Here is a 21,981-nt window from a genome sequence, read left to right on the forward strand (position 1 = left end):
TGATGGAACACAGAGGGCGCCCGCAGGCGCCCTCTGTGTTCCATCTTTCTTCTCGTCAGCAGTTACCCTTCTTCGCCTGTCCTGGCGGACAGAAACCGTTGCCCGGACCACCCTGGGGCCCGCCTTGCGGCACGACAACCACGCCCGGCGAATCAGGCACATACAGCGCGCAGCCGCCCAACAGGGCGGCACCCGCCATCAGGAGACAGAAGATTTTTTTCATGGGGTTCCCCGAGGAAGGGCTTACGCCCTTCCTTCATTACGTGATGATCGTTAGAAACTGAAGTTGACGTTGGCTTGATCGCTTGTCGATACATTGACTGCGGACGACTGAGTCGCCCCGCTCGCGCTATCGGCCTCTGCGATGTACTGTCCAGCGACGCTTGCGACCGGGGTCAGCGCGACCGGCAGGCTCCCCGAATAAGTGCCGATCAGTGGTGCGGCGGCTGGCAGGTTCAACGCGTAGGCGCCGCTATCCAGATTGGCGTTCGCGCTGGTGATTTCGTAGTTGAGGCCGCTAATCGATTGCAGTGCCCGTACGATGGCTTGCGCGCTAACCGGCAGAACTGTCCCGCTTGCGACGTGCATGACGGATGCCGGCAGCACGATCGGTGCCGACGACGTGGCCACGACCGTCGATGTATTCACAACGACCGGCACGGAGCGCACGATACCCGTTGCAACGTTATTCTGCACGATGACGACATCATAGTTGCCGTTGGTTGAACTCTGCTCGAGCGGCGTTAGCACGAACTGTCCGTTGCTGTCGGCAACCGTGCCCTTGATGACGTGGCCGTTCTGCTCCGCATAAACGGCAGCCCCCGCTTCGGCCGGCGCGACGAAGCCGGAGATCGTGCCGCTCACGACCGTCGGCGTCGCGGTCACGACCGGCTTCAGACTGTACGAGCCGTTACCTTTCTGGACGATCGATTTGCACGCGTTGAAGTCGAGTACGAGATCGACCAGCGTGTTGGGTTGAACCGTGAACGGCCGGATGATCTTGTAGCCGCTTTGCGTGGCGCTTGGCGTGTCGAGCGGCTGCTCGCTGCCGCCGGTCGGAACAATCGAATTTGCCAGCGTGTTGCCCTGATTCTGCGCGAGCACCAGACGAACCTGCTGATACTGGCCGGCGGGCAATGCGGTTTGCCCAAGGTCGGCCAGCACGCCGTTGGTCAGCGACAGCAGATCGATCTTCTGAGGGCTCGACAATGCCACGTCAGTCCAGCCGCCGTCAGTGTCAGCAGCCTGCGCGTTCGTGTTGACACGAACCTTGCTGACCGTCACATAGACATGGTCGAAACCGCATGACGGGGAGTCTGTCATCTGGACATGGAGCGTGCCGGTGGCGGTGCTGCCGCCATCGCCACCTCCGCCTCCACATCCGGCAAGCACGAGTGGAAACGCCAGCACGCACGTCAGCGTCTTGAGTATCGTTTTCATGGGGAATCCTCCTTCATTGTTGTGTGCTGAAGGATACGGAAACGCCTTGTAAGCAGATCGAGCAAATTGCAACAACCAGTAACTCAAATTTTTGACATTTTCTGTCATGCAGGGCGAAATTCCGCATGTCAGTTTGCACGTGATGCAGTATGGACTTCTGAGACGACGGACTCCCGGCTTTAGCGAGGCGACTGATAACCGACCCAATTGTTAATCCGCGGCATTTGGATTAGGGTTGTGGTAGCTCTTTGTTACATAACAAGAACGCACGTTGCGAGACAAGCCATGGCCACGTTAATCGACCTCGAAATCGCACATCTTGCGCGAGTGATGGGCGCATCAATGATCGGGGACCTCGCTGGACCGATTCTGCCGGGCGCCTACTGGCGCGGGCGGCTTCATCAACTGCTCGATGCACAGCACCTGACCAATGCGCAATTGCGCTCGCTGGACAGCCTGCTGCGGCAACTGGATGAACTCGAAGCCCGGGCCGCGAATAATACCGGCACCCTGGCCACTGTCCTCATGGGCCAACGGGTCTGATCATCTGAATGGAAAAGTGCGGAGATTGACAAAGGCATTTATGCCGGCGCGTGGTTCCAATTGCCGAATCGCAGCCAGGCGCATGGAAGTTGTGGTCGTCCGCTACCAGACTCACGGGGAGCCAGGAGCCAATGGAGGCGTCACATCGTACTCGGTGGCAACGCGTACGAGGACGCCATCAAGATTTTATGCGCCGACTGGCTGCGGCCATTAACATACGGACAACATACGGACCTGACTGGATTTAACCCGATTGTCCATTTCATTGCTTCCCCAGACCCCCATGCTGTGAATCTGACAGGAGATAAGTCATGAAGAAATCCCGCGTACTTCTCGCGTCGCTGATGGTCACGGGTATGCTGACATCGTCGCTCGCTCTTGCACAACCACCCCATGACAATCCCGGCAAGGGTAATCACGGTCAAGGATCCGATGGGCACGGTCCGAAACAGGTTCCGCCTGGACACAACCCCGAGGGTCCGGGCAACTCGGCGAACGCGCCCGGACACTGGCGCAAGGGTGATCGTCTGCCTCCCGAATACCGCGATCGACAGTATGTGATCGATGACTGGCGCGCCTACCGGCTTGCTCCGCCTCCGCGCGGCTATTCCTGGGTCGGCGTCGGCGGCGACTATCTGATGGTGCAGATCTCTTCCGGGCTGATTCTGCGAGTCGGGCCGTAAATTTGGCCCTGATGTAGCGATGCCGCCGCATCAGGCTATTTGGCATGGCCCTTCGCGCAGCCTAACCCGGCGTCTTGTGACGAAGCGTGAAACTTGCTGTCTCCATCGAGAATCGCAAGGAAAGGAGCCGGCGACAGTACAAGGCCATGTCTGGTTCGACGCTGAACACCTGAATACCGCTGAGCCACGCCGAAGAAACGTCAGACATGGCACCGCTCCATCGCCGGATCGCCAACGGCATGCCGCCCATTTGCGTCGCTTTTGCAAAGACTGAACGGCAAGGCCCGGGAAACAGCGTTCCGCTTGGGAGGAATCATGCAAAAGCACTTTGTCATCCGAGCCATCGCAGGCGGTGTCTGCCTGATGGCGCTCTCCGGCGCCGCTTTCGCGCAGGTCCAGGCGTATACGAATGCGCCCGTGTACGTCTACGCCGGTCCAGCACCGGATTACCCGGTGGTAGCCGAGGTGCCGGAAGGCGTGCCGCTCACGGTGATGGGCTGCGTCGAGGGTTACAGCTGGTGCGACGTCGCGGCGCCCGACTTGCGCGGATGGGTCTACGGCGGGAGTCTCAGCTATCCGTACCAGGGTGCGAATGTTCTGGTCATGACTTATGGCGTGCAGATCGGGCTGCCTGTCGTCATATTTTCGGTCGATTCCTACTGGGGCCATCATTACCGTGGCCGCCCGTGGTACCACGATGCGGCGCGCTGGGCAAATCACCCGCCGCCCGCGCGTGGAGGCCCCCCGCCGGTTCGTGGTGACGTCGGTCGACCGCCGGGGCCGCCGCCCGGTCGTGAACCTGCGTATGGTCGTGCGCCGGAAACGCCGCGGGAGCGTCGCGGCGCTCCTCAGGTTCAGCCTCAGGTTCAGCCTCAGGTTCAGCCTCAGGTTCAGCCTCAGGTTCAGCCTCAGGTTCAGCCTCAGGCTCGGCCGCAGCCCGGTCTTCAGCCAGCGCCAGGCCCTGCTAATGCGATGGGTGCACCGCAGATGCACGGCGGCGGCTCTCCGCCCGCACAGCACGGTGGAGAAGCACGCGGCGGCAATGAACACGAAAACCGTCCTGACAACCATTAGGCTATGTTCAGATTGTCACGAACGATTCATGGCACGGTTAAAAGCAAAATATAAGTCGCCGAGCCGCTGCGCCAGTTGAATTTGCCGCAGCCGTTCCGCTGCGGCGTCGTCGTAGATACGCTAGCCATTCGGGCCACGTCCTACGCGTGAGCCGGGAAACCGATCAGTTGGCCGCGTTCCAGCAGGCTGGCGGCCCGCCCGATTCGCGGAAAGCCGATCAGAACGAGTCACGCAAGATCGACTGACGACTGGCATTGGCGCGAGACGCCGTCGCACGCGGAGTCCCGCATCCGCGCAGAGGAAGTTCAGTCCGGCTTCATATGTCTGCCGCGAAACAGCGTCTCGAACGCGCGCATGAATTCCTGCAAGCGATTGCGCGGAAGCGAATTGATGCCGGCCGCTGCCGCTCGCCCGCCGCCGCTCGCAAACCGTCGGCAGAGCTCGTCGGCACCATACGGCGAAGTGAGCGGCGCACGCACGCTCACCGTATAGTCCCCTCGCGCATCCTCGGTCAGGACCGCATGGGCAAGATCGGGGAAACTCGTCGCCAGATGATTGGAGAATATCCCATGCACGCGACGTGTCCACGCCTCGTACGGCAACACGTATATCGTCCCGCAGGACAGCGCGGCGTGGGGACGCAACTGCAGCGCCAGCTCCAGGTCGCGCCGCATTTGTTTGCCTAACGCCTGCACGATTGGCTCGTTCGCCGCGAAATCGAAGGGACATCGATAAAGATGCACCGCTTCGTACAGCCTGGCGGGCGAGATCACGAGATCCGCCTCGTTGTCGCCATAGGCGTTGTAATTGATCGACTCGCCAAGTTCACGCAGCTGCTGCATTTGCTCAGGTCGGAGATCGCAGCCCTGCGCGAGCGTATGCGCGGCATGCGAGAGGTTGTCGCCAAAGGCGCCGACGACAGCCCAGAGCCGGTGTTGTCCGCCGATATGACGATCTACGAGCATGCTGGTACATATGTCTGGCGCCGTATCGATGTGTGCGGTCAGGTTGGTGCGCCGGGGAATCGCTCCAGCAGAGTGATGGTCGAAGTACTCGATGTCGACGCCCTGCCGGAGCAACGCACGCAACGCGACACGATTTGCGTCAAGGGATATGTCCAGCACCGTCACGGAATCGCCCCGCCGAGCCGTAACACGGCGGAGCAACGCGACCTCACGCTTGACGCCGGTGATCAGCGAAGACGCAATCGGGTTCGCCAGACGCAGTTGATGCAACGCGCAGATTCCGTCTGCGTCACCGTTGAAGACATCGAAGTGTGTCATGCGCCGCCCCCAGGAGAAACACGCTATTTGCACTGCATCAGGCTAGCGGCCGCACGACTCTGCAAAAACACCGGTCAGCCCCACCCTACGCTTCAGACCAGGCATTGAAGGTGTCCAGGTTGTTGACCTGCGTCACCTCCGCGCCCGTGCTCATGGACCTCTTTCTCATTCGAGCATGGATCAGGAAATCTTCAGCCGCTTCGAGAAGCATCAGCGCGTGAAACCGAAATGAGGCAAGGTCGCGGACAGGGTTATTTCGCGAGTTGCTTGCGGATGGCTTGCAACTCCTGTCGGCGCTTTGCGGTGCTTTTGGGGTAAGTCATTTTGAGTTCCTGGAGCGTATCGACAAGAACTTGCGATACGATCAGGCGCGCGTTCTCTTTATCGTCGGCGGGAACGACGTACCAGGGTGCGTCCTTTGTGCTTGTCGCGCTAAGGCAATCTTCATACGCCGTCATGTACTGATTCCAGAACTTCCTCTCCTCGATGTCCGCAAGGCTGAATTTCCAGTTTTTTTCCGGTTCATCTATTCGTTGAAGGAAACGCTTTCGCTGCTCGTCTTTCGATAGATGGAGGTAGAACTTGACGATGCGGGTTCCATTTGTAAAGAGGTGTCGCTCCAGGTCCGTGATGGAGCGATACCGTTCGTGCCAGACGGTCTTGCGATTGGGCAGCGCGCCCGGGACGCCTTCGCTGCGGAGAATCTCCGGATGGACTCGCGCGATCAGCACTTCCTCATAGTAGGACCGGTTGAAGATGCCGATCCGGCCACGTTCCGGCAAATCACGGGTAGTACGCCAGAGGAAATCGTGCTGCAATTCCGCGGCGCTCGGATGTTTAAAGCTGAATACTTCACAACCTTGCGGGTTCACGCCGGACATCACATGTTTGATCGCGCCATCTTTTCCCGCCGCATCCATGGCCTGGAATATAAGCAGGACGGCATAGCGGTTGGATGCGTAAAGAAGCTGTTGCAGCGAGCTGAGCTGCGCCACGTGCTCCGCTAGAAGCCGTTGATAGTGTTCTTTTGACGTGTATATGGGCGCTGTCTTCGTCGGCCACTTCCGCAAGTCGACCTCATCGCCTTCCCGCACACGAAAGTCTCTTGAATTGATGTCCATTTGCATCCTTTCGCAGGTGCCCGCCGCGTGAGTCGCGTTCCCTGTCTTGCGGCCCGGTCTCCAGAAATCCCACTCTGCCACTTCCCCGCACGGATGCCAATGACTCCTGTCGTCTGCGATACCCGTGCTTGTTTCCCACTAGCGAGGGCTTGTGCGCAATCGGAGGTTGCGAATGGATCTTTCGAAACCAACCCCAGAATTCGCACGGAAAGTACGACAACCCCGATGCTCAGTTGACAAGCTCGCACCTCACGACGGGCGCCGTATAGGGTGACGGGTATTCCGATTTGGGGCCGCTCAGCAGGCGCAGGCGCTGCGTGGCTAGCACCTCAGCCTTGCGCTGATCGCTCAGGTCAAGCGTAGTGCTTGAGACGCGCGCGGCATCCGCAGGCTCATTCACGGCACACTGCGCCGTTTTACCGTCGGGCAGATGTACGGTTGTCTCGTACGTGTAGTCGGGCTGCGCGGCCAGGCAGGCAGTGCTGCAAACAGTCACTGCAATCAGCACGATATGCTTTGCAGGATCTTTCACTTTCCTCTCCACGAAAAACTACATGAACGTTTGACCCGTTCTCGCTCGGGCCGTTCGGGTCGTTCGGGTCGTTTGGGAACCTGTACGGCGCGAATCAGTCGACCGGAGCCGGACCCGACCGCCCAGCCCCGTCGCCGGACGAGAAACGAACCTCAACCGGCAGATCATTGTCTTCGGCAAACCGGGCAACGAAGTCAAAGGCTTCCGGACAAACGCTTCGGAGTTCACCGGACACGATCAGGCATTTCACGCCAGTATCGACGACAGGCATGGCGAGGCGCGTCGAGGCAATATGAATGCCGGGCCGACGCTCCCCGACGAACAGGATGATGACGCCCATCAGACGCTCGGCCCAGTCGCCCGGCCGGAAGACTGTCCGGTGGTGCGTGAGGCCACTGATCAGATAGTGTTCGCTTCTGTCGGCTGCCGTCATGCGTCTACGGTCGATGGCTCGGACGCCATCCAGTTCTGCCCGCCGGGTTCCACGGTGGACGGCTTGTCTGTTTCAGCCAGCCGGAACACGGCCACCGCATGGTCGAGCGCGCGTGCCTGTTCTTCAAGCGACGCAGCAGCCGCGGCGGCCTGCTCGACCAGTGCGGCGTTCTGCTGGGTCGCGTTATCCATCTGCGTCACGGCGCGATTGATCTGATCGATGCCGCGCGACTGTTCTTCCGAGGCCACACTGATTTCGCTGACGATGCCGGTAACGTTGCGGGCCGCTGTGACGATTTCGGTCATTGTGTCGCCAGCGCGCGCCGCCAGGTCGGCACCGTTCTTCACCTTCGCAACCGAATCGCCGATCAGCTCCCTGATTTCCTTCGCTGCAGCGGCCGAACGTTGCGCGAGCGCGCGGACCTCGCCCGCGACCACCGCGAATCCGCGCCCTTCCTCGCCGGCACGCGCAGCTTCGACGGCTGCATTCAGCGCGAGGATGTTGGTCTGGAACGCGATGCCCTCGATCGCGCCAATGATGTCGACGATCCGGTTTGAACTCGATGACATGTCCGCGATCACATCGACAACCTGACCGACGACATCGCCCCCGCGGGCCGCGACTTCCGACGCGTGTTCGGCGAGCGCGCTGGCCTGCCGCGCGTTGTCGGCGTTTTGCCGGACGGTCGCAGTCAACTCTTCCATGCTCGATGCGGTCTCCTCCAAAGTCGCTGCCTGCTGCTCGGTACGTGTCGACAGATCGCCATTGCCACTCGCGATTTCGCGCGCGCCATGTGTGATCGCCGCCGTCCCGCGCCGCACCTGCCCCACGGCGGCAGCAAGCCCCGCCTGCATTCGCGCGAGCGCAGCCATCAACCGGCCCATCTCGTTGGCGCGCAGCGTATCGATCGCACTGGTCAGATCACCCGCCGCAATCCGCTCGAAATGCTGAATTGCCCGATCGATGGGCCGCACGATCGACGCCGTCAACGCGAAACGTGCGAACAGGCCCAGCACGATCGCAGCGGATCCGATCGCGCCGAAGAGCCAGAGCAGCATATGAAAATGCTGTTGCGCTGACGCAAAACGCGCCTTTTGCTGCTCTGCCTGAAAATCCTCCAGCGCGAGCTCGGCGCTCCGGTAGGCACTGAAAAGCGTGTCAGGCGCCTGCCGCTGCGCCGTGCGAAACGACATGAAATCGTTCTGGTCGAGCGCCGTAATTTCAGGCGCAAGTGCCTGCTTCATCAATTGCTCACGCTTCGCGCGCAGTGCGTCAGCCAGCTTCCTCTCGACCTCATTCGAAGGCGGTTGCGCCGCATAACCAGCCAGTTCGCGATCGCTGCTGGTCTGCTCGGCATGCACCCGGGCGAGCACTGCGTCGGTCGGTTTGCCCTGCGCGACGAGCGTTTCGTACGCACCGAGATCGACCCGCACCTGCAGAAGCGCGTCGCTGCTGGCGCTCAGGTGTCGCAGCGACGCCGTTTCCTCGCGGTACATCCTGTCGAGCGCCGTGTTGGCCGCTTTCAGACCCGCGATCGACGTTGCGATCACGAGCATCAGCGCTGCTGAATAACCGGCGATGGTGATCGTCAAAGCTGTTCGGATAGTGGTATCTCTGAACATGGTTGTCTTCTTCCCCGACCCGCTGAACATAAAAAAAGCGGCAGACGGATAAATCCGCCGCCGCAAATTGGAGCAAATCGATCAAAAAGATCTGCTGCGAGGAGTTGATGCCAGGATCAGAAGCGGGTGCGAATACCCGTGGCCACTTCGAGCTGGTTGTTGTGGCCATGCGTTGCCGCCACCGTGTAGCCGCCATGCAGTTTCATGTAGTCGGCGGCCAGGTACAGCTCGGTGCGCTTCGAGATGTGGTAGAAGGTCGAAGCGTAGAGCGTCTCCTTGTAGCCGTTGTGAACTGTCGTGGCCGTCGTGTCGAACGCGCCGGAATTGGCGTTCGGGATGAAGCCGGCGCTGTTGTAGGCGGCGTTCTTCACGTGCATCTGCTGATAGCCGAGTTCGTAGTCCATCGGACCGTGCGGCGCGAGCTTGAATGACACCGTCCACGCGTTGTCCTCACGCTCCGGCAACGCACCCTGCTTGCCCGTGTAATGGAAGTAGCCGGCGTTGACACGGCCGATGCCGAAACGATAGTCGCCGCCCACCGAGTACGTCTGGTCGACGAAGCCGCCGTTGTTCGTGTGGCTGTAGAAGCCGCCGATGGAGAACGCCCCACCGTTGTAGCCGAGCGCGGCCTGATAGCCCGAGCCGTTGGCGAACTGCGTCGAGTTGCTGAATTGATAGTCGGCGGCCGCATAGATGCCGTTGCTGAAGAGCTTCTTCCACGCGATGCTGTTTTCGGAGCGCGTACCAGTCGGGCCAGCCGAGTAGAAGACCAGTTGCTTGAAGTTGTTGGAGTTGGTGTAGGCGCCTTCGTTCGTCGAGAACGTCGCGCTGACGTACGGGTCGCCGTAGAGGCCCGAGAAGTCCTTCGCGACCGTGTCCTGGAAGCCGGCCGTCACCTTGCCGATCGTAGCGTTCTCGATACCGACCCAGGCGTCACGGTCGAAGAGCTGACCGGGATCTTCCATGTTGCCGTTCGTGGGGACGAACTCGCTCTCCAACATGAAGATGACCTTCGTACCGCCACCGATGTCCTCGGCGCCGCGCACGCCCCAGCGGCTGCCGCTGAACCACGGCTCGCCGTTCCCGTCGGTGGGGTGGCCCATGGAGACCAGGTGATTGCCGGCTGCGTTGGCATTCGTCGTGTAGGCGAGGGCGCTCAAATCGATGAGGCCATAGAGTTGCACGCTCGACTGTGCATGCGCGCCGCTCGCCGCCAAGGCGCCTGCTGCGACGGCCAAGGTCAGATATTTTTGCTTCAAGGTCATCTCCTCTGATTACTGCGTTGAAATTTTTTTCTGGTTGCCCGCTGCAACTGCGCTCCGGACATCCGGATGGCGGTCCCGATCAGCCAATGAGCGCTATCCTAATCACCTCAATCCTTCAGGCAGCTTTCCCGTGTCACTCGTACAACTAAGTGCATTCACTGATATACGCTGCTGATTTGGCATCCGCTACGCCGCATCCCTGCTGCGCAAAATGTAGCCAAGCCCACGCAATGTCGCTGACTTATTTCGCGCCAACGAACTCGTTCGTATAGGTTTTCCCCAGCTCTATATGCTTGCCCTTGACCGACGGATTGAACGCCGACAAAACCTTGAGCACGGTGGCCGGGCCGTCGGCCGGCATCTTGCCGTCCGCGGTGTACATCGGCAGCGAAGCCTTCAGCGCGCTCACGTAGAGCGGCTTGTCCTTCTGATAGTCGTCGGGCATCTTCGCGGCGATTTCTTCCGCGCTGTGCGTGTGGATGAACTGCATCGTGCGAACGAACGCGTGCGCGAGCTTCGCTGCTTCAGCCTTGTGCGAATCGGCCCATGCCGCCTGCACATAGAGGCTCGACGCCGGGTAGGTGCCGCCCAGCGCTGCCTTCGTGCCCTCGACCGAGCGCATATCGACCAGCACCTTGGCGTCGCCGGACTTCTGCAACGCCGAAACCGTAGGTTCGGTCGTCATGCCCGCGTCGATCCGGCCCTGCTTGATTGCCGCGATAAAGCTGGCGTCGGCGCCCACCGGCAGCATCGTGTATTCCGTCGACTGGATGCCGTGCTGGCCAGCGAGGTATTGCGTGAGGAAGCTGGTCGACGAGCCGAGGCCCGTCACGCCAAGCGTCTTGCCCTTCACGTCGGCCATCGATTTGATCGTGTCGGCGGCTTTGGTCGATACCAGCTCCACTTCGCCCGGCACCTGCCCGAACACCACAATCGCCTTGACGTCCTTGCCTTTGGTTTGCAGGTCGATCGTATGGTCGTAGAAGCCGACCACCGCCTGGACAGCGCCGGCCAGCAGTTCGTTTTCCGCGTCGACGCCGGCCGGTTGCGACAGCAGTTCGACGTCGAGCCCTTCGTCCTTGAAATAGCCGAGCTGTTCGGTCAGGCGTGCCGGCAGGTAGATCAGCTTCGTGATGCCGCCCACCATGATGGTGATCTTGCCGCTGTCCGCCGCCGTCGCCTGCTGCGAGGCAAGGCCGAAAAGCAGGCTGGAAGCGATGGCGATATGGCGCAGCGTGCGAAAGCCGTGGGTCATCGATAGTCTCCGTTATTGTCTGTGGCGGCGGGATGCCGCCTGTCTGCATCGACGGAGCGATTCTAGAAGAACGAATCCTTCTCCCGGCTTTCATCGAGATCCATGTTTCATACGGGATTTCCATGAGGATGAGTCGCGCTGCCATTCAAAAGCGTCCCTTCCCTATTCCGTCACTAACACCGCGACGTGACAGTGCCGGCACCCGTCGTTGCGGTTGCGGCGGGGTCGCGGGTTAACACCCATGATTTGGCGGTGGCACAGAAAGCTGGCAGAAGGTGTCCGGTTTCTATAATCCGTTTCAACCATCCAGAAAGCGCCACGCATTTAAAATGCGATGTCACCCCATATGCGTTGCCAGCGGTTTATCAACCATGCGGCAGCAGCGGTGAAACAGTGGGTGGACGGATGCTCTTTCCCTGCGATGTGTCGCGTAGCGTCGGAATCACTGCATGGCGCCGGCCTGCAATCAGCGTCATCTGTGGAGCAGCGATGAAAGATACCGAAATGGAGCGGTGGCCATTTGCGGCCCTCGTATTGGTCTGCCTTGGTGGCCTGATGTTGAAGGCGTGCGCGTTGGGGCAATACTCTTCCACTACTGATGGTGTGGTAACGCGTACATTCAGCGACTTCCTAGTCTTTCTTGGGGGCGTTGGAAGTGCCGGACTCCTTTGTACCAAGCTCTTCGGTCTGGCCAGGATTGAGAGCACGGTTTTCTGGGTGTTCCTGGCGGGGATCATTGGCGCTGCGATCCTGTTTTGCCGGGGGACTTGAAGGAAGACAACCACATAGCGCGAATCATGAGGCGACGCAGGAGTTGGCGATGACCGGCCTATCTGCGCTATTGACCTTGCGCGCGGCAGCAGCGGGCTGCCTGATCTGCATCAATTGCCGCGCTGGGTTTCGGACTACCGTGAGATAGCGCATTCTCGCGGAAAACAGCGCAGCATTCCTCACGGAACCCCTGACTTATCCCACCGTCAGATCGTCGACGACCGCATGGACACCCTGACAGATCATCATCTGTTTGTCTCGCTGGGCTGCGCGACCGAAAATCTGCGTCAGGCAGCGATTGCGCACGGGTTGAACGCAAAGGTGACATTCGACTCCGCAGCGAGCACAGCGCGGGTCGGCCTGGTGCCAACGAAGGCGCAAGCGTCGCCGCTCAGATCGCAATTGGCGCGTTTCCTGAATCTCGACGGCCAGCGACCCGACCTCGTTGTTCGTTTCGGCCGCGGCCCCGCGATGCCGCGCTCGCTGCGCCGCCCGATAGAAGCGGTGCTGGCGTGAAACAAGTGCACTAACCATGGCCGAGACGGGAGCGCGAGGCGCCACGCGGCCGAAGGAGTCGTCCCCGCGATGCTAACCATACTGCTGCTGACATTCGCCGTATTGAGCGCAGCCATCCTGCTCGCCTTCGGCTCGCGGCGTTGGCGGCGTGCTACCGAGGCGCTGTGTGCGAAGCTCGATGCGACGCGTGCGCCCCCGAGACCTCACCGGTACATGGCGCAGGAACTCGAGTGCCTTCCTGCGCCTGTGCAGCGCTATTTCCGGGCGTCGTTGCAGGAAGGCCAGCCGATGGTGGCGACGGTGAAGGTCGAGCACACCGGCCGCTTCAACATGAGTGAGAACGGCGAGCACTGGAGGCCGTTCTTCTCGACCCAGCGCGTGACGGCTGGATCTCCGGGTTTCGTGTGGGATGGACGTATTGCGCTGCTGCCGGGCCTGCAGGTCAGGGTGCATGACGCCTACGTCGCAGGCAAAGGCATTCTGCACGCCAGCCTGTTCGGACTGGTCACGCTCGCCGAGCTGCGCGGAACGCCGGCGCTCGCGCATGGCGAGTTGATGCGGTTCCTGGCCGAAGCGGCGTGGTATCCGACGGCACTGCTGCCAAGTCAGGGCGTAGAGTGGGAACCGGTCGACGACACGTCGGCGAAGGCGACGCTCAATGACCGCAACGTGAAGGTCACGCTTCTGATTCGTTTTGACGAGAGAGGGTTGATCGCGTCGGCGCGTGCCGAAGCGCGCGGGCGCACAATCGCCGGCTCAGTGATTCCGACGCCGTGGGAGGCCTACTGTCGAGATTACGCGGTTCGCGACGGCATGCTCGTGCCGCTCGAGGGCGAAGTGGCGTGGCTGCTTCCTGAAGGACCGAAGCCCTACTGGCGAGGCCGGATCACCAGCCTGGCCTATGACTGGACGGACATGCAGGAAAGGCCTACACCCTGACCGGCGACGAAGCGTTGTCGAACGCGGAAGCGATGGCGCGCATCAGTGCCGCGCCGGGTCGCCGGATCGACTACGTGGCGGTGTCGGATGAAGCCGCCATCGCCTCGATGCGCGACGCAGGCATGGATGACTGGTCGATCGAGGCGCTCATGAGCCTGAGCCGGATTATCGCTGCTGGCTACGCGGCGGGGATCAGCCCGGACGTTGCGCAGTTGCTGGGTCCTGATCGACAGGTTACAGCGTGGCAGTCACGCCGCCATCCACGTAGAGAATATGGCCGTTCACGAAGTTCGAGGCGTTGCTCGCCAGGAACACGGCGGCGCCGACGAGATCTTCCACATCGCCCCAACGCCGCGACGGCGTGCGTCCGATCAGCCAGTTGCTGAAAGTTTCATCCTTGACGAGCGCCTCGGTCAGTTCCGTCTTGAAGTAACCCGGCCCAAGGCCATTGACCTGGATCCCGTGTTGCCCCCAATCGATCGCCATTCCCTTCGTCAGCATCTTCACCGCGCCTTTGCTCGCGGTGTAGGCAGCGATGTTGGGACGGCCCAGTTCGCTTTGCACGGAACAGATGTTGACGATCTTCCCGCGCTTGCGAGCAATCATGTACCGCGCTACCGCCTGGCCGACAAGGAACACGCTGTCGACATTGGTCTTCATCAGCTCTTCCCATTGAGCATGGGAAAACTGTTCGAGCGGTGCGCGACGCTGCATGCCTGCGTTGTTGACAAGAATGTCGATCGCGCCGATTTCGCGCTCGATTTGCGCGATAGCCGCTTCGACCTCATTGGCTGACGTCACGTCGAAACTCGCAGCATGGACGGTCGCCCCCTCGTCGCGCAAACGGCTGACAGCCTCCGCCAGCCTGGCTTCGCTGCGACCATTCAGAATGACTTCAGCGCCGGCGCCGGCCAATCCTTTGGCGAGCGCATAGCCGATACCGGTACTCGACCCGGTGATCAGAGCACGACGCCCCGACAGATCAAACATCTTCAGATTGTTGTCCAACTCAACTCCTCTTCGACTCTAATTCGTCCGACTTCCATCCAGCATCATCCGGCGCGCACAGCCATTGCATCACCTCTCTCATGCTGCACGCACTGTCCTGCGAAGCAGAAAGTTGGAGCACACCGGCTTCACCAACAGGCGACTCGAGCGTATCGAATTGATCCGCGACCAGGGTCGCTGGAAACTCATGATCAAGCCGCCCAGCCACCCGCGCAACGGCCGCGGACAAGGTGATGTCGAGAAACACGAATCTCAGCCCGGCGACACGCGCGCGCATGCGCTCCCGGTAGCTACGCCTCAACGCGGAACAGGACAGCACAGCCGTACCATGCATCTCATTCATCCGCTCGGCGAGGTGGTCCAGCCATGGCTCCCGGTCACTGTCGCACAACGCGATACCCCGGCGCATCTTGTCGCGGCTGTCCGCCGAGTGATGCTCGTCCCCCTCGATGAAAGCGCCTCCCAGCGCTGCGGCCAGGCGCCGCGCAAGTGTCGACTTTCCCGAGCCCGACACACCCATCACCACTATTTTATGTGTCACGTTGCAAAGTCCTGCCACCTTGTCCCGGCACGCGGCCTACGGAATCGCGTCGGCCATTCAGCAGGTAGCGGTGCGCAAATGAAAGCGTACCGCTACCTCACAAACTCTCCGCTTCAGGAAACCGGTGTGAACTTGAGCTGGTCGATCGGCGTGACCTTGTCGGTCCGGATCAGGCCATAAGGCGTCTTCGGTCCGAGCCACTTGTCGAAAATATTGCTCATCTCGCCGCTCTGCTCCATCGCTGCCAAAGCCTTGTTGACTGCGCCCAGCATGGCCGGCTCGTTCTGGCGCAATCCCACCGCGATCGGCTCGATCAGCATCGGCTCCGCCGCAATCGCCACTGCGCCGTCCGTGCCATCCACCTGCTTGGCGATTTTCGTCGCAGTCATCTGATTGGTGACGAAGCCTTTGACCTTGTTCTGCTCGAGTGCGAGAAACGCCGAACTCGTATCGTGGAAGGTCACTGCCTGGCCATCCTTGATAGAAATGGGAATCGACTGTGCAGAGGTGGAGCCATCCGCCGCACTGATCTTCTGTCCCGCGAAGTCAATCAGCTTCTTCTTCGCATCAGCCTTCTTCACGACAAGCACTTCCTTCGTCGAATAGTACGAATCGCTAAACGCAATCTGCGTGGCCCGCGTCTTGGTGTACGCGAGATTGGCGACCACGATGTCGACCCGACCCAGCTTCAATTGCGGAATGCGTGCCTCGACGGCCAACGGTTCGAGCTTCGCCTTCACGCCCAGCTGTTTTGCCACCGCGTTGCACAAGTCCACGTCCATACCCTCGAGCTGACGCGTCTGCGCGTTGGGATACGAGAAGGGCTCCACATTGGAATACACGCCGCAGCTCAACTCACCGCGACTCTTGATATCGGTCAATTGATCAGCATGTGCCGGGGCAATCGATGCAACTGCACCGCCAACGACCAACATCCCCGCGAAAATCTTCTTTACCTGCATCGTGATGCTCCTGAAGTTTATGTGTAAAGCAATCGACTGCTGATCAAAGGTGGTCAATCTGAATCGCGGAGGCTATTCCGCTTGCTTGCCTCAATGCGTGCGAAGATCGGACAGGAATCTCTGAGCGCGTGCGTGTTTCGGGTGCGAAAAGAATGCCTCCGGCTCCGCCGTTTCGAGAATCTTCCCCGCGTCCATAAACCACACGCGGTCGGCAACCTCACGCGCAAACCCCATCTCATGCGTGACGCACATCATCGTCATGCCTTCCTGCGCGAGGCTCTTCATCACGTTCAGCACTTCGCCAACCATCTCCGGATCGAGCGCGCTGGTGGGCTCGTCGAACAACATCGCCGGCGGATCCATCGCCAGCGCTCTCGCAATCGCGACGCGCTGCTGCTGACCACCAGACAATTGCGCAGGGTAAGCACTGGCCTTGCTCGACAAACCGACGCGCGAGAGCAAATCTGCCGCTTTGCGTTCGGCATCCGCGCGCTTGAGGCCGTTCACGCGCATCGGCGAAAGCGTGATGTTTTCCATCACGGACAGATGCGGAAACAGATTGAACTGCTGAAACACGAAACCGATTCTGCTGCGGTAAGCATTCAGACCCAGCTTCCTGTCATGAATGTTTTGACCGTCGAACGAAATCTGTCCCCGGTCGATCTCCTCGAGCCGGTTGACGGTGCGAATCAGCGTCGACTTACCCGAGCCGGATGGCCCGCAGACGACCACGACTTCGCCTTTGCGAACTTCGGCGTTCACGTCCACGAGAGCGTGATATTCGCCGTACCATTTGTTGACGCTGGAAAACTTGATCATGCGAATTACCTCGAAGTGATTGAACGCCTAGTTCTCGGTGGGCAGCGGATCGGTCAGCGCAACGGCGCCCGCCTTCTGGGTCTTCGTGACGACGCCGGCCCGCTTGCGTGTCACGCGCCGCTCCAGATACTGCGCAAACTGTGTCAGCGCGTAACAGAGGGCGAAGTAGCTCAAGGCGAGAATCAGATACACGGGGAACGGCTTCGTCAGCAGCCGGTTGTTGATCTGATCCGCCGCGAAAGAGATCTCCTGAACGTTGATGATGTAACCGAGCGAGGTCTCCTTGATCGTCGATACGAACTGCGTGACCATGCTCGGCACCACGTTGTAAAGCGCCTGCGGCAGGATGACCGCGCGCATGGTCTGCATGTAGCTCATGCCGAGCGCCCTCGAGGCTTCAGCCTGCCCTTTCGGCAGCCCCTCGATGCCCGCACGGATGATTTCCCCGAGATAGGCGGAGTCATAGATGACGAGCGCGCACAGCATCGTGACAAACCCGGTGACCGGATAGCCGGTCAGAACTGGCACGAGAAAGTACACCCAGAAGATCACCATCAGGAGCGGGATGCCCCGCACCATGTAGACGAGACCGGTGGCCGGCGCCCGCAGAAACCGGAAGGGGCTGATGCGGGCCAGTGCGACCAGGATACCCAAAGGAAATGCGATGACGAGTGCTGAAAGCGACAGCAGTATCGTCAGCACGATGCCGCCTAGCGGGCCGTGCGGATACTGCCCAATGAGCAGAAGTGTCCAGTTGTCGCGCAGGATGTCGAACATGTCACTTCACTCCCGGAATGCGGTAGTGCATCGCGATTTTGGCGCCGCCCAGCATGATGACGAGGGAGAGGCCGAGATACAACGCTGTGGCGACGAAATACGACTCGAAAGACAGGAAGGTTTCGTTCTCGACCTGACGGGTGACATACGTCAGCTCCGCCGCGCCGATCGCCATCGCGAGACTCGTATTCTTGAACAGCAAGACTGCGTGATTGACCATCGGCGGAATCGCATTGCGCAGCGCTTGCGGAAGAACGACGTAACGCATGCCATTCAGGAAGTTCAAGCCCAGCGCGCGCGAAGCTTCGTACTGACCGTAGGGAATCGCCCGCAATCCGCTGCGGATATCCTCAGAGAGATAGGCCGCACTGCACAACCCTATCGCCACGACCGCAAAAATGAACTGGCCGTTGTAGTGGTTCAGCAGCGCCTGCAATGAGTCCGGCAGGATGTTCGAAATGCCGAAGTACCAGAACAGGATCTGGACCAGCATCGGCACATTGCGGTGGTAGGCCACGAACGCCTTGACGAAGGCCGTCGCGAGACGATTGTTGGTCAGGCGGATCAGCGTGAGAAGAATGCCCACGACCAGCGAGAGCATCCACGCCAGCGCTGCCATCGCGAGGGTGAGCTCGATCCCATGGAGAAACAGCGCCCCATAGTCGCCTTGCAGCACCGTCGCCAGGTCAAAATGAAGTTTCATGTTGCACGTCCCAATGATTCGGATCGAAGCGATGATCCCGGTCTGACTCGACCTGCGGCACCATCGTTATCCCTCCAGAAGTCGTCATTGACCTCCGTGTTGAACTGATACTAGCTCGCGAAAAAAGGCTGTTGCAGAGGCCTTTCTTCTGGTGCAATAAGTTTCGGGAATGATGAATCGGGACGGCTTCCGGCAGCGGAACAGGCGTGGTCGTGCATGGTGTTTGTCTCCAGTATGCGGCGCCTCTGCGGGCGCCTCATCGGTTGGCGCGCTCCGCGATCGGAGCGCCCATTTTTGCGAAACAGCGCCGGCGCAGCATACTGCGCCGGTCATCGCTCAGGCAGTGGCTGCCGGGCGCGTCAGCACCTGCGGATTCACCGGTGTCGGCGGCTTGCCAGCCGATGCGCCGTAACCCAGCGCGGCAATCAAATTGTCTGCGCAAAGCGCGGCCATCGCACGTCGCGTGCTGACAGACGCGCTGCCGATGTGCGGCGTCAATACCACATTCTTTTGCGCGAGAAGCGCCGGGCAGACAACCGGCTCGCCTTCGAACACGTCCAGACCAGCCGCCGCGATGCTGCCTTCGTTGAGCGCCACCGCCAGGGCGGCATCGTCCACCACGCCGCCACGCGCGATGTTGGTGAGCGTGGCCGACGATTTCATCTGCTTGAGCTCCGCCGCGCCTATCGCGTGGTGCGAACTGGCCGAATACGGCACCACGACGATCAGATGATCGGATTCGCGCAACAGCGTCTCCTTGTCGACATAGCGTGCCCGGCAGCTCGCCTCGACATCCGGCGTCAGTGGCGAACGATTGTGATAGATCACACGCATGCCAAAACCGAATGCGCCGCGCCGCGCGATGGCCTGGCCGATACGTCCCATGCCGAGAATGCCGAGCGTCGAACCATGCACGTCGCTGCCGACGAACATGTCATAGCGCCCTGTCCTGGTCCACTCGCCGCCGCGCAGGAAGTGTTCCGACTCGGTGATGCGCCGCGCCGTTGCCATCATCAGCGCGAAACCGAAGTCGGCGGTGGTATCCGTCAGGACGTCTGGCGTATTCGTCACCAGCACGCCACGCGCGGTACAGGCTTCCACGTCGACGTTGTTGTAACCCACGCCGATGTTGCATACCGCCTTGAGTTGCGGGCAAGCGTCGAGCAAGGTCGCGTCGATCCGGTCGCTGCCGGCCGTCATGGCCCCCACCTTGCCTTGCAGCCGGGCAATCAGCTCCGGTTGCGTCCAGATCGTGTCTTCCGGGTTGTCGGTCACATCAAAGTTCGCGCGCAGGCGATCAACAATGTCCGGAAATGACGCACGGGTAACCAGTACCGATGCACGCATGGAAAACCTCCTTGTTGGGCTCTGGTGATGGTCTCGCGCGGCCGTTGCGCGAGAGTCGAATGGGTTAGCCGAACGCGCCGACCTCGCGGGTCACCGCGGTCGAGATCTCACGAATGCAATGGAATAGCCGCGATATCGGCACAAAAATCCCGGCATGCTCGCGCGCGGCCCAGCTATGAAGCGCGCGATCGAGCCACATGCCGGGGTCCAGCGTCGAGACGACCGCGGCAAGATTCGAAGACATGCTTGCACTTACTCGTTGTGGTCGGCCGGGTCGCGTTTGATCGTCGTCAGGCCGCCCGGCACCTGCAGCGTGGGCAGGATTTCCATATTGCTGATGTTGACCGCGAGCGGCGCAGCGATCGCAAAGGCGATGGCATCGGCAATATCGGATGGCAGCGGCAACTCGAAGCCGTCGATAAACTTCTTGCGCGCCTCTTCGATGTCGCCATGCACGTGGCCAAAGATATCGGTGGCGACCCGGCCCGGGCAGATTTCCGTCACGCGCACACGCTTGCCGGTCGCATCCACTCGCAACTGGCGCGACAACGCGTGAATTCCGGCCTTCGTGGCGTGATAGATGGAGTTGCCGTTGAAGTTGTAGATCGCCGCGATCGAACTGATGTTGACGATATGACCGCGATCCCGCGCGACCATGCCCGGCATGGTGAGCCGCACGAGATGCAGAACCGCTTGCAGGTTGACTTCCACCTGAACGTCGATGTCTTCGACACTGGCGTCCAGAATCGAGCCCTTGCGCGATACGCCGGCATTGTTCACGACGATATCGAAAGGTACTTCCTGGGTGAGCTTCGTCACCGCCGCCAGATCGCACACGTCGATCGCGTGCGGAATGCAACCGGTTCGCTCCGCCAGCTCATTCAGACGATCGGCGTTGCGGGCGAGCGCATGCACTTCGAGTCCTTCACGGCAGAAGCGCTCGACGATCGCAGCACCCATCCCGGTCGAAGCGCCCGTCACCAGCGCGGTCTTATAGTCTGAAAACGGCATGAATGACCTCTATCTCTAGTTCTTGACTGTCGCCCTTCGAGGCGTGCGATAAGCCTGTTACCAATGCTGTTACCAATGTATACGCCGTGAAAACGCGAGGCAAAGACGGATTGGCTTTGTGGCGATAAGGCTGGCTTATGGTTGAACGACGCGGTTTGGCCAATGCGGGTTGCCCGACGCGCCGTCTAGCGTACGAGCTTCGACACGGGCACGACCCGGCCGCCCGCCGACTCGATCACACCACGCACCGTGCGCGCGAGTTCGACAGCGCCGGGCGTATCGCCGTGCAGCAGGATCGACTGGATCGCGACCTTGAGCTTGTGGCCCGCGATCGTCGTGATGGTGCCTTCTTCGAGCAACTCTTTGACGCGTGCCAGGACCGCCGCGCGGTCCTTGATGACCGCGCCTTCCAGCTTGCGCGACACGAGCGCACCCTGATCGTCGTAGGCACGGTCGGCGAGAAACGTGTTCGCTGTGCGGATCCCGATGTGGTCGGCGGCCCGTTCGATTTCCGTGTTCGTCGACACGCTGATGATCAGATCGCGGTCGAATTCGGCAACCGCCCGCACCAGCGGCTCCGCCAGTTCATATGATGCGGCAGCCATGTTGCCCAGCGCGCCGTGAAAGCTCATGTGCGTGACGCGATGTCCCGCTGCCTTGGCAATGCCGGCAAGCGCGCCCATCTGATACACCACGTAATTCGCCAGTTCAAGCGGGTCCGCCTGAATTTGCCGCCGGCCGAAGCCCATCAGGTCGGGAAAGCCGACATGCGCGCCGACGTCGATCTTGCGCGCCAGTGCCATCCGCACCGTCCTGTCCATGATGACCGGGTCGCCCGCGTGATAGCCGCATGCGACGTTGGCGGACGACACGATATCGAGCATCGCTTCGTCCTCGCCCATACGATAGGGCCCGAAGCCTTCGCCCAGGTCCGCGTTCAGGTCGATTTCCACAATCCACTCTCCATTCTTTAAGCGGTCTGTGCCGGGCAATCCGCAGCGGACCCCTTCGGCTCAGAGTCTGTCTATCGATAAGCGTCTACGCCGATGGCGATAGCTCGAGCAATGGCGTTCCATAACCGACCGTCGTGCCATGCGCGGCACACCACTGCATGACCACGCCATCCACTGGCGCGACCACCGGAACACACAACTGCGCGATCTGCAGCAAGCCGACGATGTCGCCCAGTTTGACGTGAGCGCCCGCGCTGACTAACGGCGTTGAACGCGCCGGATGCGTGGTCAGAAAGATGCCGGCCGACTTCGCGGTGACGCTGACGGCCGGCCCGTTCAGCGACGGTTCCGGCGCGCCCGCTCGTCCAGAGCGGGCTATAGGC

26 protein-coding genes are annotated in these 21,981 nt (G+C 60.8%); 6 read left to right on the forward strand and 20 right to left on the reverse strand.

Features of this window, described 5'->3' with window-relative positions:
- Positions 1-55 precede the first annotated feature (55 nt).
- Entirely contained in the window at positions 56-223 is a 168-nt protein-coding gene (locus AC3WLT_RS02155; RefSeq protein WP_211610459.1) for a hypothetical protein, read from the reverse strand.
- Positions 224-273: 50 nt separating this feature from the next.
- Positions 274-1,440, reverse strand: coding sequence for a DUF4382 domain-containing protein (locus AC3WLT_RS02160; protein ID WP_492590286.1), 1,167 nt, complete (start codon positions 1,438-1,440; stop codon positions 274-276).
- Positions 1,441-1,725: 285 nt separating this feature from the next.
- Here AC3WLT_RS02160 and AC3WLT_RS02165 point away from each other — a divergent pair, with 285 nt between their 5' ends.
- From AC3WLT_RS02165 to AC3WLT_RS02175, 3 genes are all read left to right on the forward strand, one after another.
- Positions 1,726-1,983 carry a hypothetical protein gene (locus AC3WLT_RS02165; RefSeq protein ID WP_492590287.1) on the forward strand — a complete coding sequence of 86 codons (258 nt, stop codon included), beginning with the start codon at positions 1,726-1,728 and terminating at the stop codon, positions 1,981-1,983.
- A gap of 311 nt (positions 1,984-2,294) precedes the next feature.
- A complete protein-coding gene (locus AC3WLT_RS02170; protein ID WP_492590288.1) occupies positions 2,295-2,666 on the forward strand; it encodes an RcnB family protein in 372 nt (123 codons plus the stop codon).
- 315 nt (positions 2,667-2,981) lie between these two features.
- Positions 2,982-3,740 carry an SH3 domain-containing protein gene (locus tag AC3WLT_RS02175; RefSeq protein WP_492590289.1) on the forward strand — a complete coding sequence of 253 codons (759 nt, stop codon included), beginning with the start codon at positions 2,982-2,984 and terminating at the stop codon, positions 3,738-3,740.
- 305 nt (positions 3,741-4,045) lie between these two features.
- Here AC3WLT_RS02175 and AC3WLT_RS02180 read toward each other — a convergent pair whose 3' ends face one another.
- From AC3WLT_RS02180 to AC3WLT_RS02210, 7 genes are all read right to left on the reverse strand, one after another.
- A complete protein-coding gene (locus tag AC3WLT_RS02180) occupies positions 4,046-4,870 on the reverse strand; it encodes an acetyltransferase (protein ID WP_492590290.1) in 825 nt (274 codons plus the stop codon).
- Positions 4,871-5,274: 404 nt separating this feature from the next.
- Complete coding sequence (locus AC3WLT_RS02185; protein ID WP_492590291.1) at positions 5,275-6,144, reverse strand: ADP-polyphosphate phosphotransferase; 870 nt, start codon at positions 6,142-6,144, stop codon at positions 5,275-5,277.
- Positions 6,145-6,373: 229 nt separating this feature from the next.
- Positions 6,374-6,676 carry a hypothetical protein gene (locus AC3WLT_RS02190; RefSeq protein ID WP_492590292.1) on the reverse strand — a complete coding sequence of 101 codons (303 nt, stop codon included), beginning with the start codon at positions 6,674-6,676 and terminating at the stop codon, positions 6,374-6,376.
- A 94-nt stretch (positions 6,677-6,770) separates the two neighbouring features.
- On the reverse strand, positions 6,771-7,109 hold the full coding sequence (locus tag AC3WLT_RS02195) for a DUF3579 domain-containing protein (protein WP_492590293.1): 339 nt from the start codon (positions 7,107-7,109) through the stop codon (positions 6,771-6,773).
- Positions 7,106-8,731: a methyl-accepting chemotaxis protein gene (locus tag AC3WLT_RS02200; protein WP_492590294.1), complete on the reverse strand. Its 1,626-nt coding sequence runs from the start codon at positions 8,729-8,731 to the stop codon at positions 7,106-7,108. The genes AC3WLT_RS02195 and AC3WLT_RS02200 overlap by 4 nt, the downstream gene beginning before the upstream one ends.
- A gap of 116 nt (positions 8,732-8,847) precedes the next feature.
- The gene (locus AC3WLT_RS02205) at positions 8,848-9,990 is read right to left on the reverse strand and encodes a porin (RefSeq protein WP_492590295.1); all 1,143 of its coding nucleotides are present in this window, start codon (positions 9,988-9,990) and stop codon (positions 8,848-8,850) included.
- A gap of 247 nt (positions 9,991-10,237) precedes the next feature.
- A complete protein-coding gene (locus tag AC3WLT_RS02210) occupies positions 10,238-11,251 on the reverse strand; it encodes an ABC transporter substrate-binding protein (protein ID WP_492590296.1) in 1,014 nt (337 codons plus the stop codon).
- Between the two features lie 489 nt (positions 11,252-11,740).
- On the opposite strand from AC3WLT_RS02210, the gene AC3WLT_RS02215 reads away from it, so the two are divergent.
- From AC3WLT_RS02215 to AC3WLT_RS02225, 3 genes are all read left to right on the forward strand, one after another.
- Entirely contained in the window at positions 11,741-12,022 is a 282-nt protein-coding gene (locus AC3WLT_RS02215; protein WP_492590297.1) for a hypothetical protein, read from the forward strand.
- 114 nt (positions 12,023-12,136) lie between these two features.
- Positions 12,137-12,538, forward strand: coding sequence for a hypothetical protein (locus tag AC3WLT_RS02220; RefSeq protein ID WP_492590298.1), 402 nt, complete (start codon positions 12,137-12,139; stop codon positions 12,536-12,538).
- A 69-nt stretch (positions 12,539-12,607) separates the two neighbouring features.
- Positions 12,608-13,477, forward strand: a complete 870-nt coding sequence (locus AC3WLT_RS02225) for a DUF6920 family protein (RefSeq protein WP_492590299.1) — start codon at positions 12,608-12,610, stop codon at positions 13,475-13,477.
- A gap of 234 nt (positions 13,478-13,711) precedes the next feature.
- Here AC3WLT_RS02225 and AC3WLT_RS02230 read toward each other — a convergent pair whose 3' ends face one another.
- The 11 genes from AC3WLT_RS02230 to AC3WLT_RS02280 all read right to left on the reverse strand — a co-directional run.
- The gene (locus tag AC3WLT_RS02230) at positions 13,712-14,467 is read right to left on the reverse strand and encodes a glucose 1-dehydrogenase (protein WP_492590415.1); all 756 of its coding nucleotides are present in this window, start codon (positions 14,465-14,467) and stop codon (positions 13,712-13,714) included.
- A 19-nt stretch (positions 14,468-14,486) separates the two neighbouring features.
- Entirely contained in the window at positions 14,487-15,026 is a 540-nt protein-coding gene (locus tag AC3WLT_RS02235) for a gluconokinase (RefSeq protein ID WP_492590300.1), read from the reverse strand.
- A gap of 113 nt (positions 15,027-15,139) precedes the next feature.
- Positions 15,140-15,988, reverse strand: a complete 849-nt coding sequence (locus tag AC3WLT_RS02240) for a transporter substrate-binding domain-containing protein (RefSeq protein WP_492590301.1) — start codon at positions 15,986-15,988, stop codon at positions 15,140-15,142.
- Between the two features lie 90 nt (positions 15,989-16,078).
- On the reverse strand, positions 16,079-16,807 hold the full coding sequence (locus AC3WLT_RS02245; protein WP_492590302.1) for an amino acid ABC transporter ATP-binding protein: 729 nt from the start codon (positions 16,805-16,807) through the stop codon (positions 16,079-16,081).
- A 27-nt stretch (positions 16,808-16,834) separates the two neighbouring features.
- Positions 16,835-17,584: an amino acid ABC transporter permease gene (locus AC3WLT_RS02250; protein ID WP_492590303.1), complete on the reverse strand. Its 750-nt coding sequence runs from the start codon at positions 17,582-17,584 to the stop codon at positions 16,835-16,837.
- Between the two features lies 1 nt (position 17,585).
- Positions 17,586-18,287, reverse strand: coding sequence for an amino acid ABC transporter permease (locus AC3WLT_RS02255; protein WP_492590304.1), 702 nt, complete (start codon positions 18,285-18,287; stop codon positions 17,586-17,588).
- Between the two features lie 336 nt (positions 18,288-18,623).
- Positions 18,624-19,634, reverse strand: a complete 1,011-nt coding sequence (locus tag AC3WLT_RS02260) for a 2-hydroxyacid dehydrogenase (RefSeq protein WP_492590305.1) — start codon at positions 19,632-19,634, stop codon at positions 18,624-18,626.
- 64 nt (positions 19,635-19,698) lie between these two features.
- Positions 19,699-19,878 (reverse strand): hypothetical protein, encoded by a 180-nt coding sequence (locus AC3WLT_RS02265; protein ID WP_492590306.1) that lies wholly within the window; start codon positions 19,876-19,878, stop codon positions 19,699-19,701.
- An 8-nt stretch (positions 19,879-19,886) separates the two neighbouring features.
- On the reverse strand, positions 19,887-20,645 hold the full coding sequence (locus AC3WLT_RS02270) for an SDR family oxidoreductase (protein WP_492590307.1): 759 nt from the start codon (positions 20,643-20,645) through the stop codon (positions 19,887-19,889).
- Positions 20,646-20,830: 185 nt separating this feature from the next.
- Entirely contained in the window at positions 20,831-21,598 is a 768-nt protein-coding gene (locus tag AC3WLT_RS02275) for a LamB/YcsF family protein (RefSeq protein ID WP_492590308.1), read from the reverse strand.
- An 85-nt stretch (positions 21,599-21,683) separates the two neighbouring features.
- The coding region (locus AC3WLT_RS02280; protein WP_492590309.1) for a biotin/lipoyl-containing protein at positions 21,684-21,981 on the reverse strand (298 nt) is incomplete at its 5' end.

Source organism: Paraburkholderia sp. FW306-2-2C-D06C (assembly GCF_058781505.1).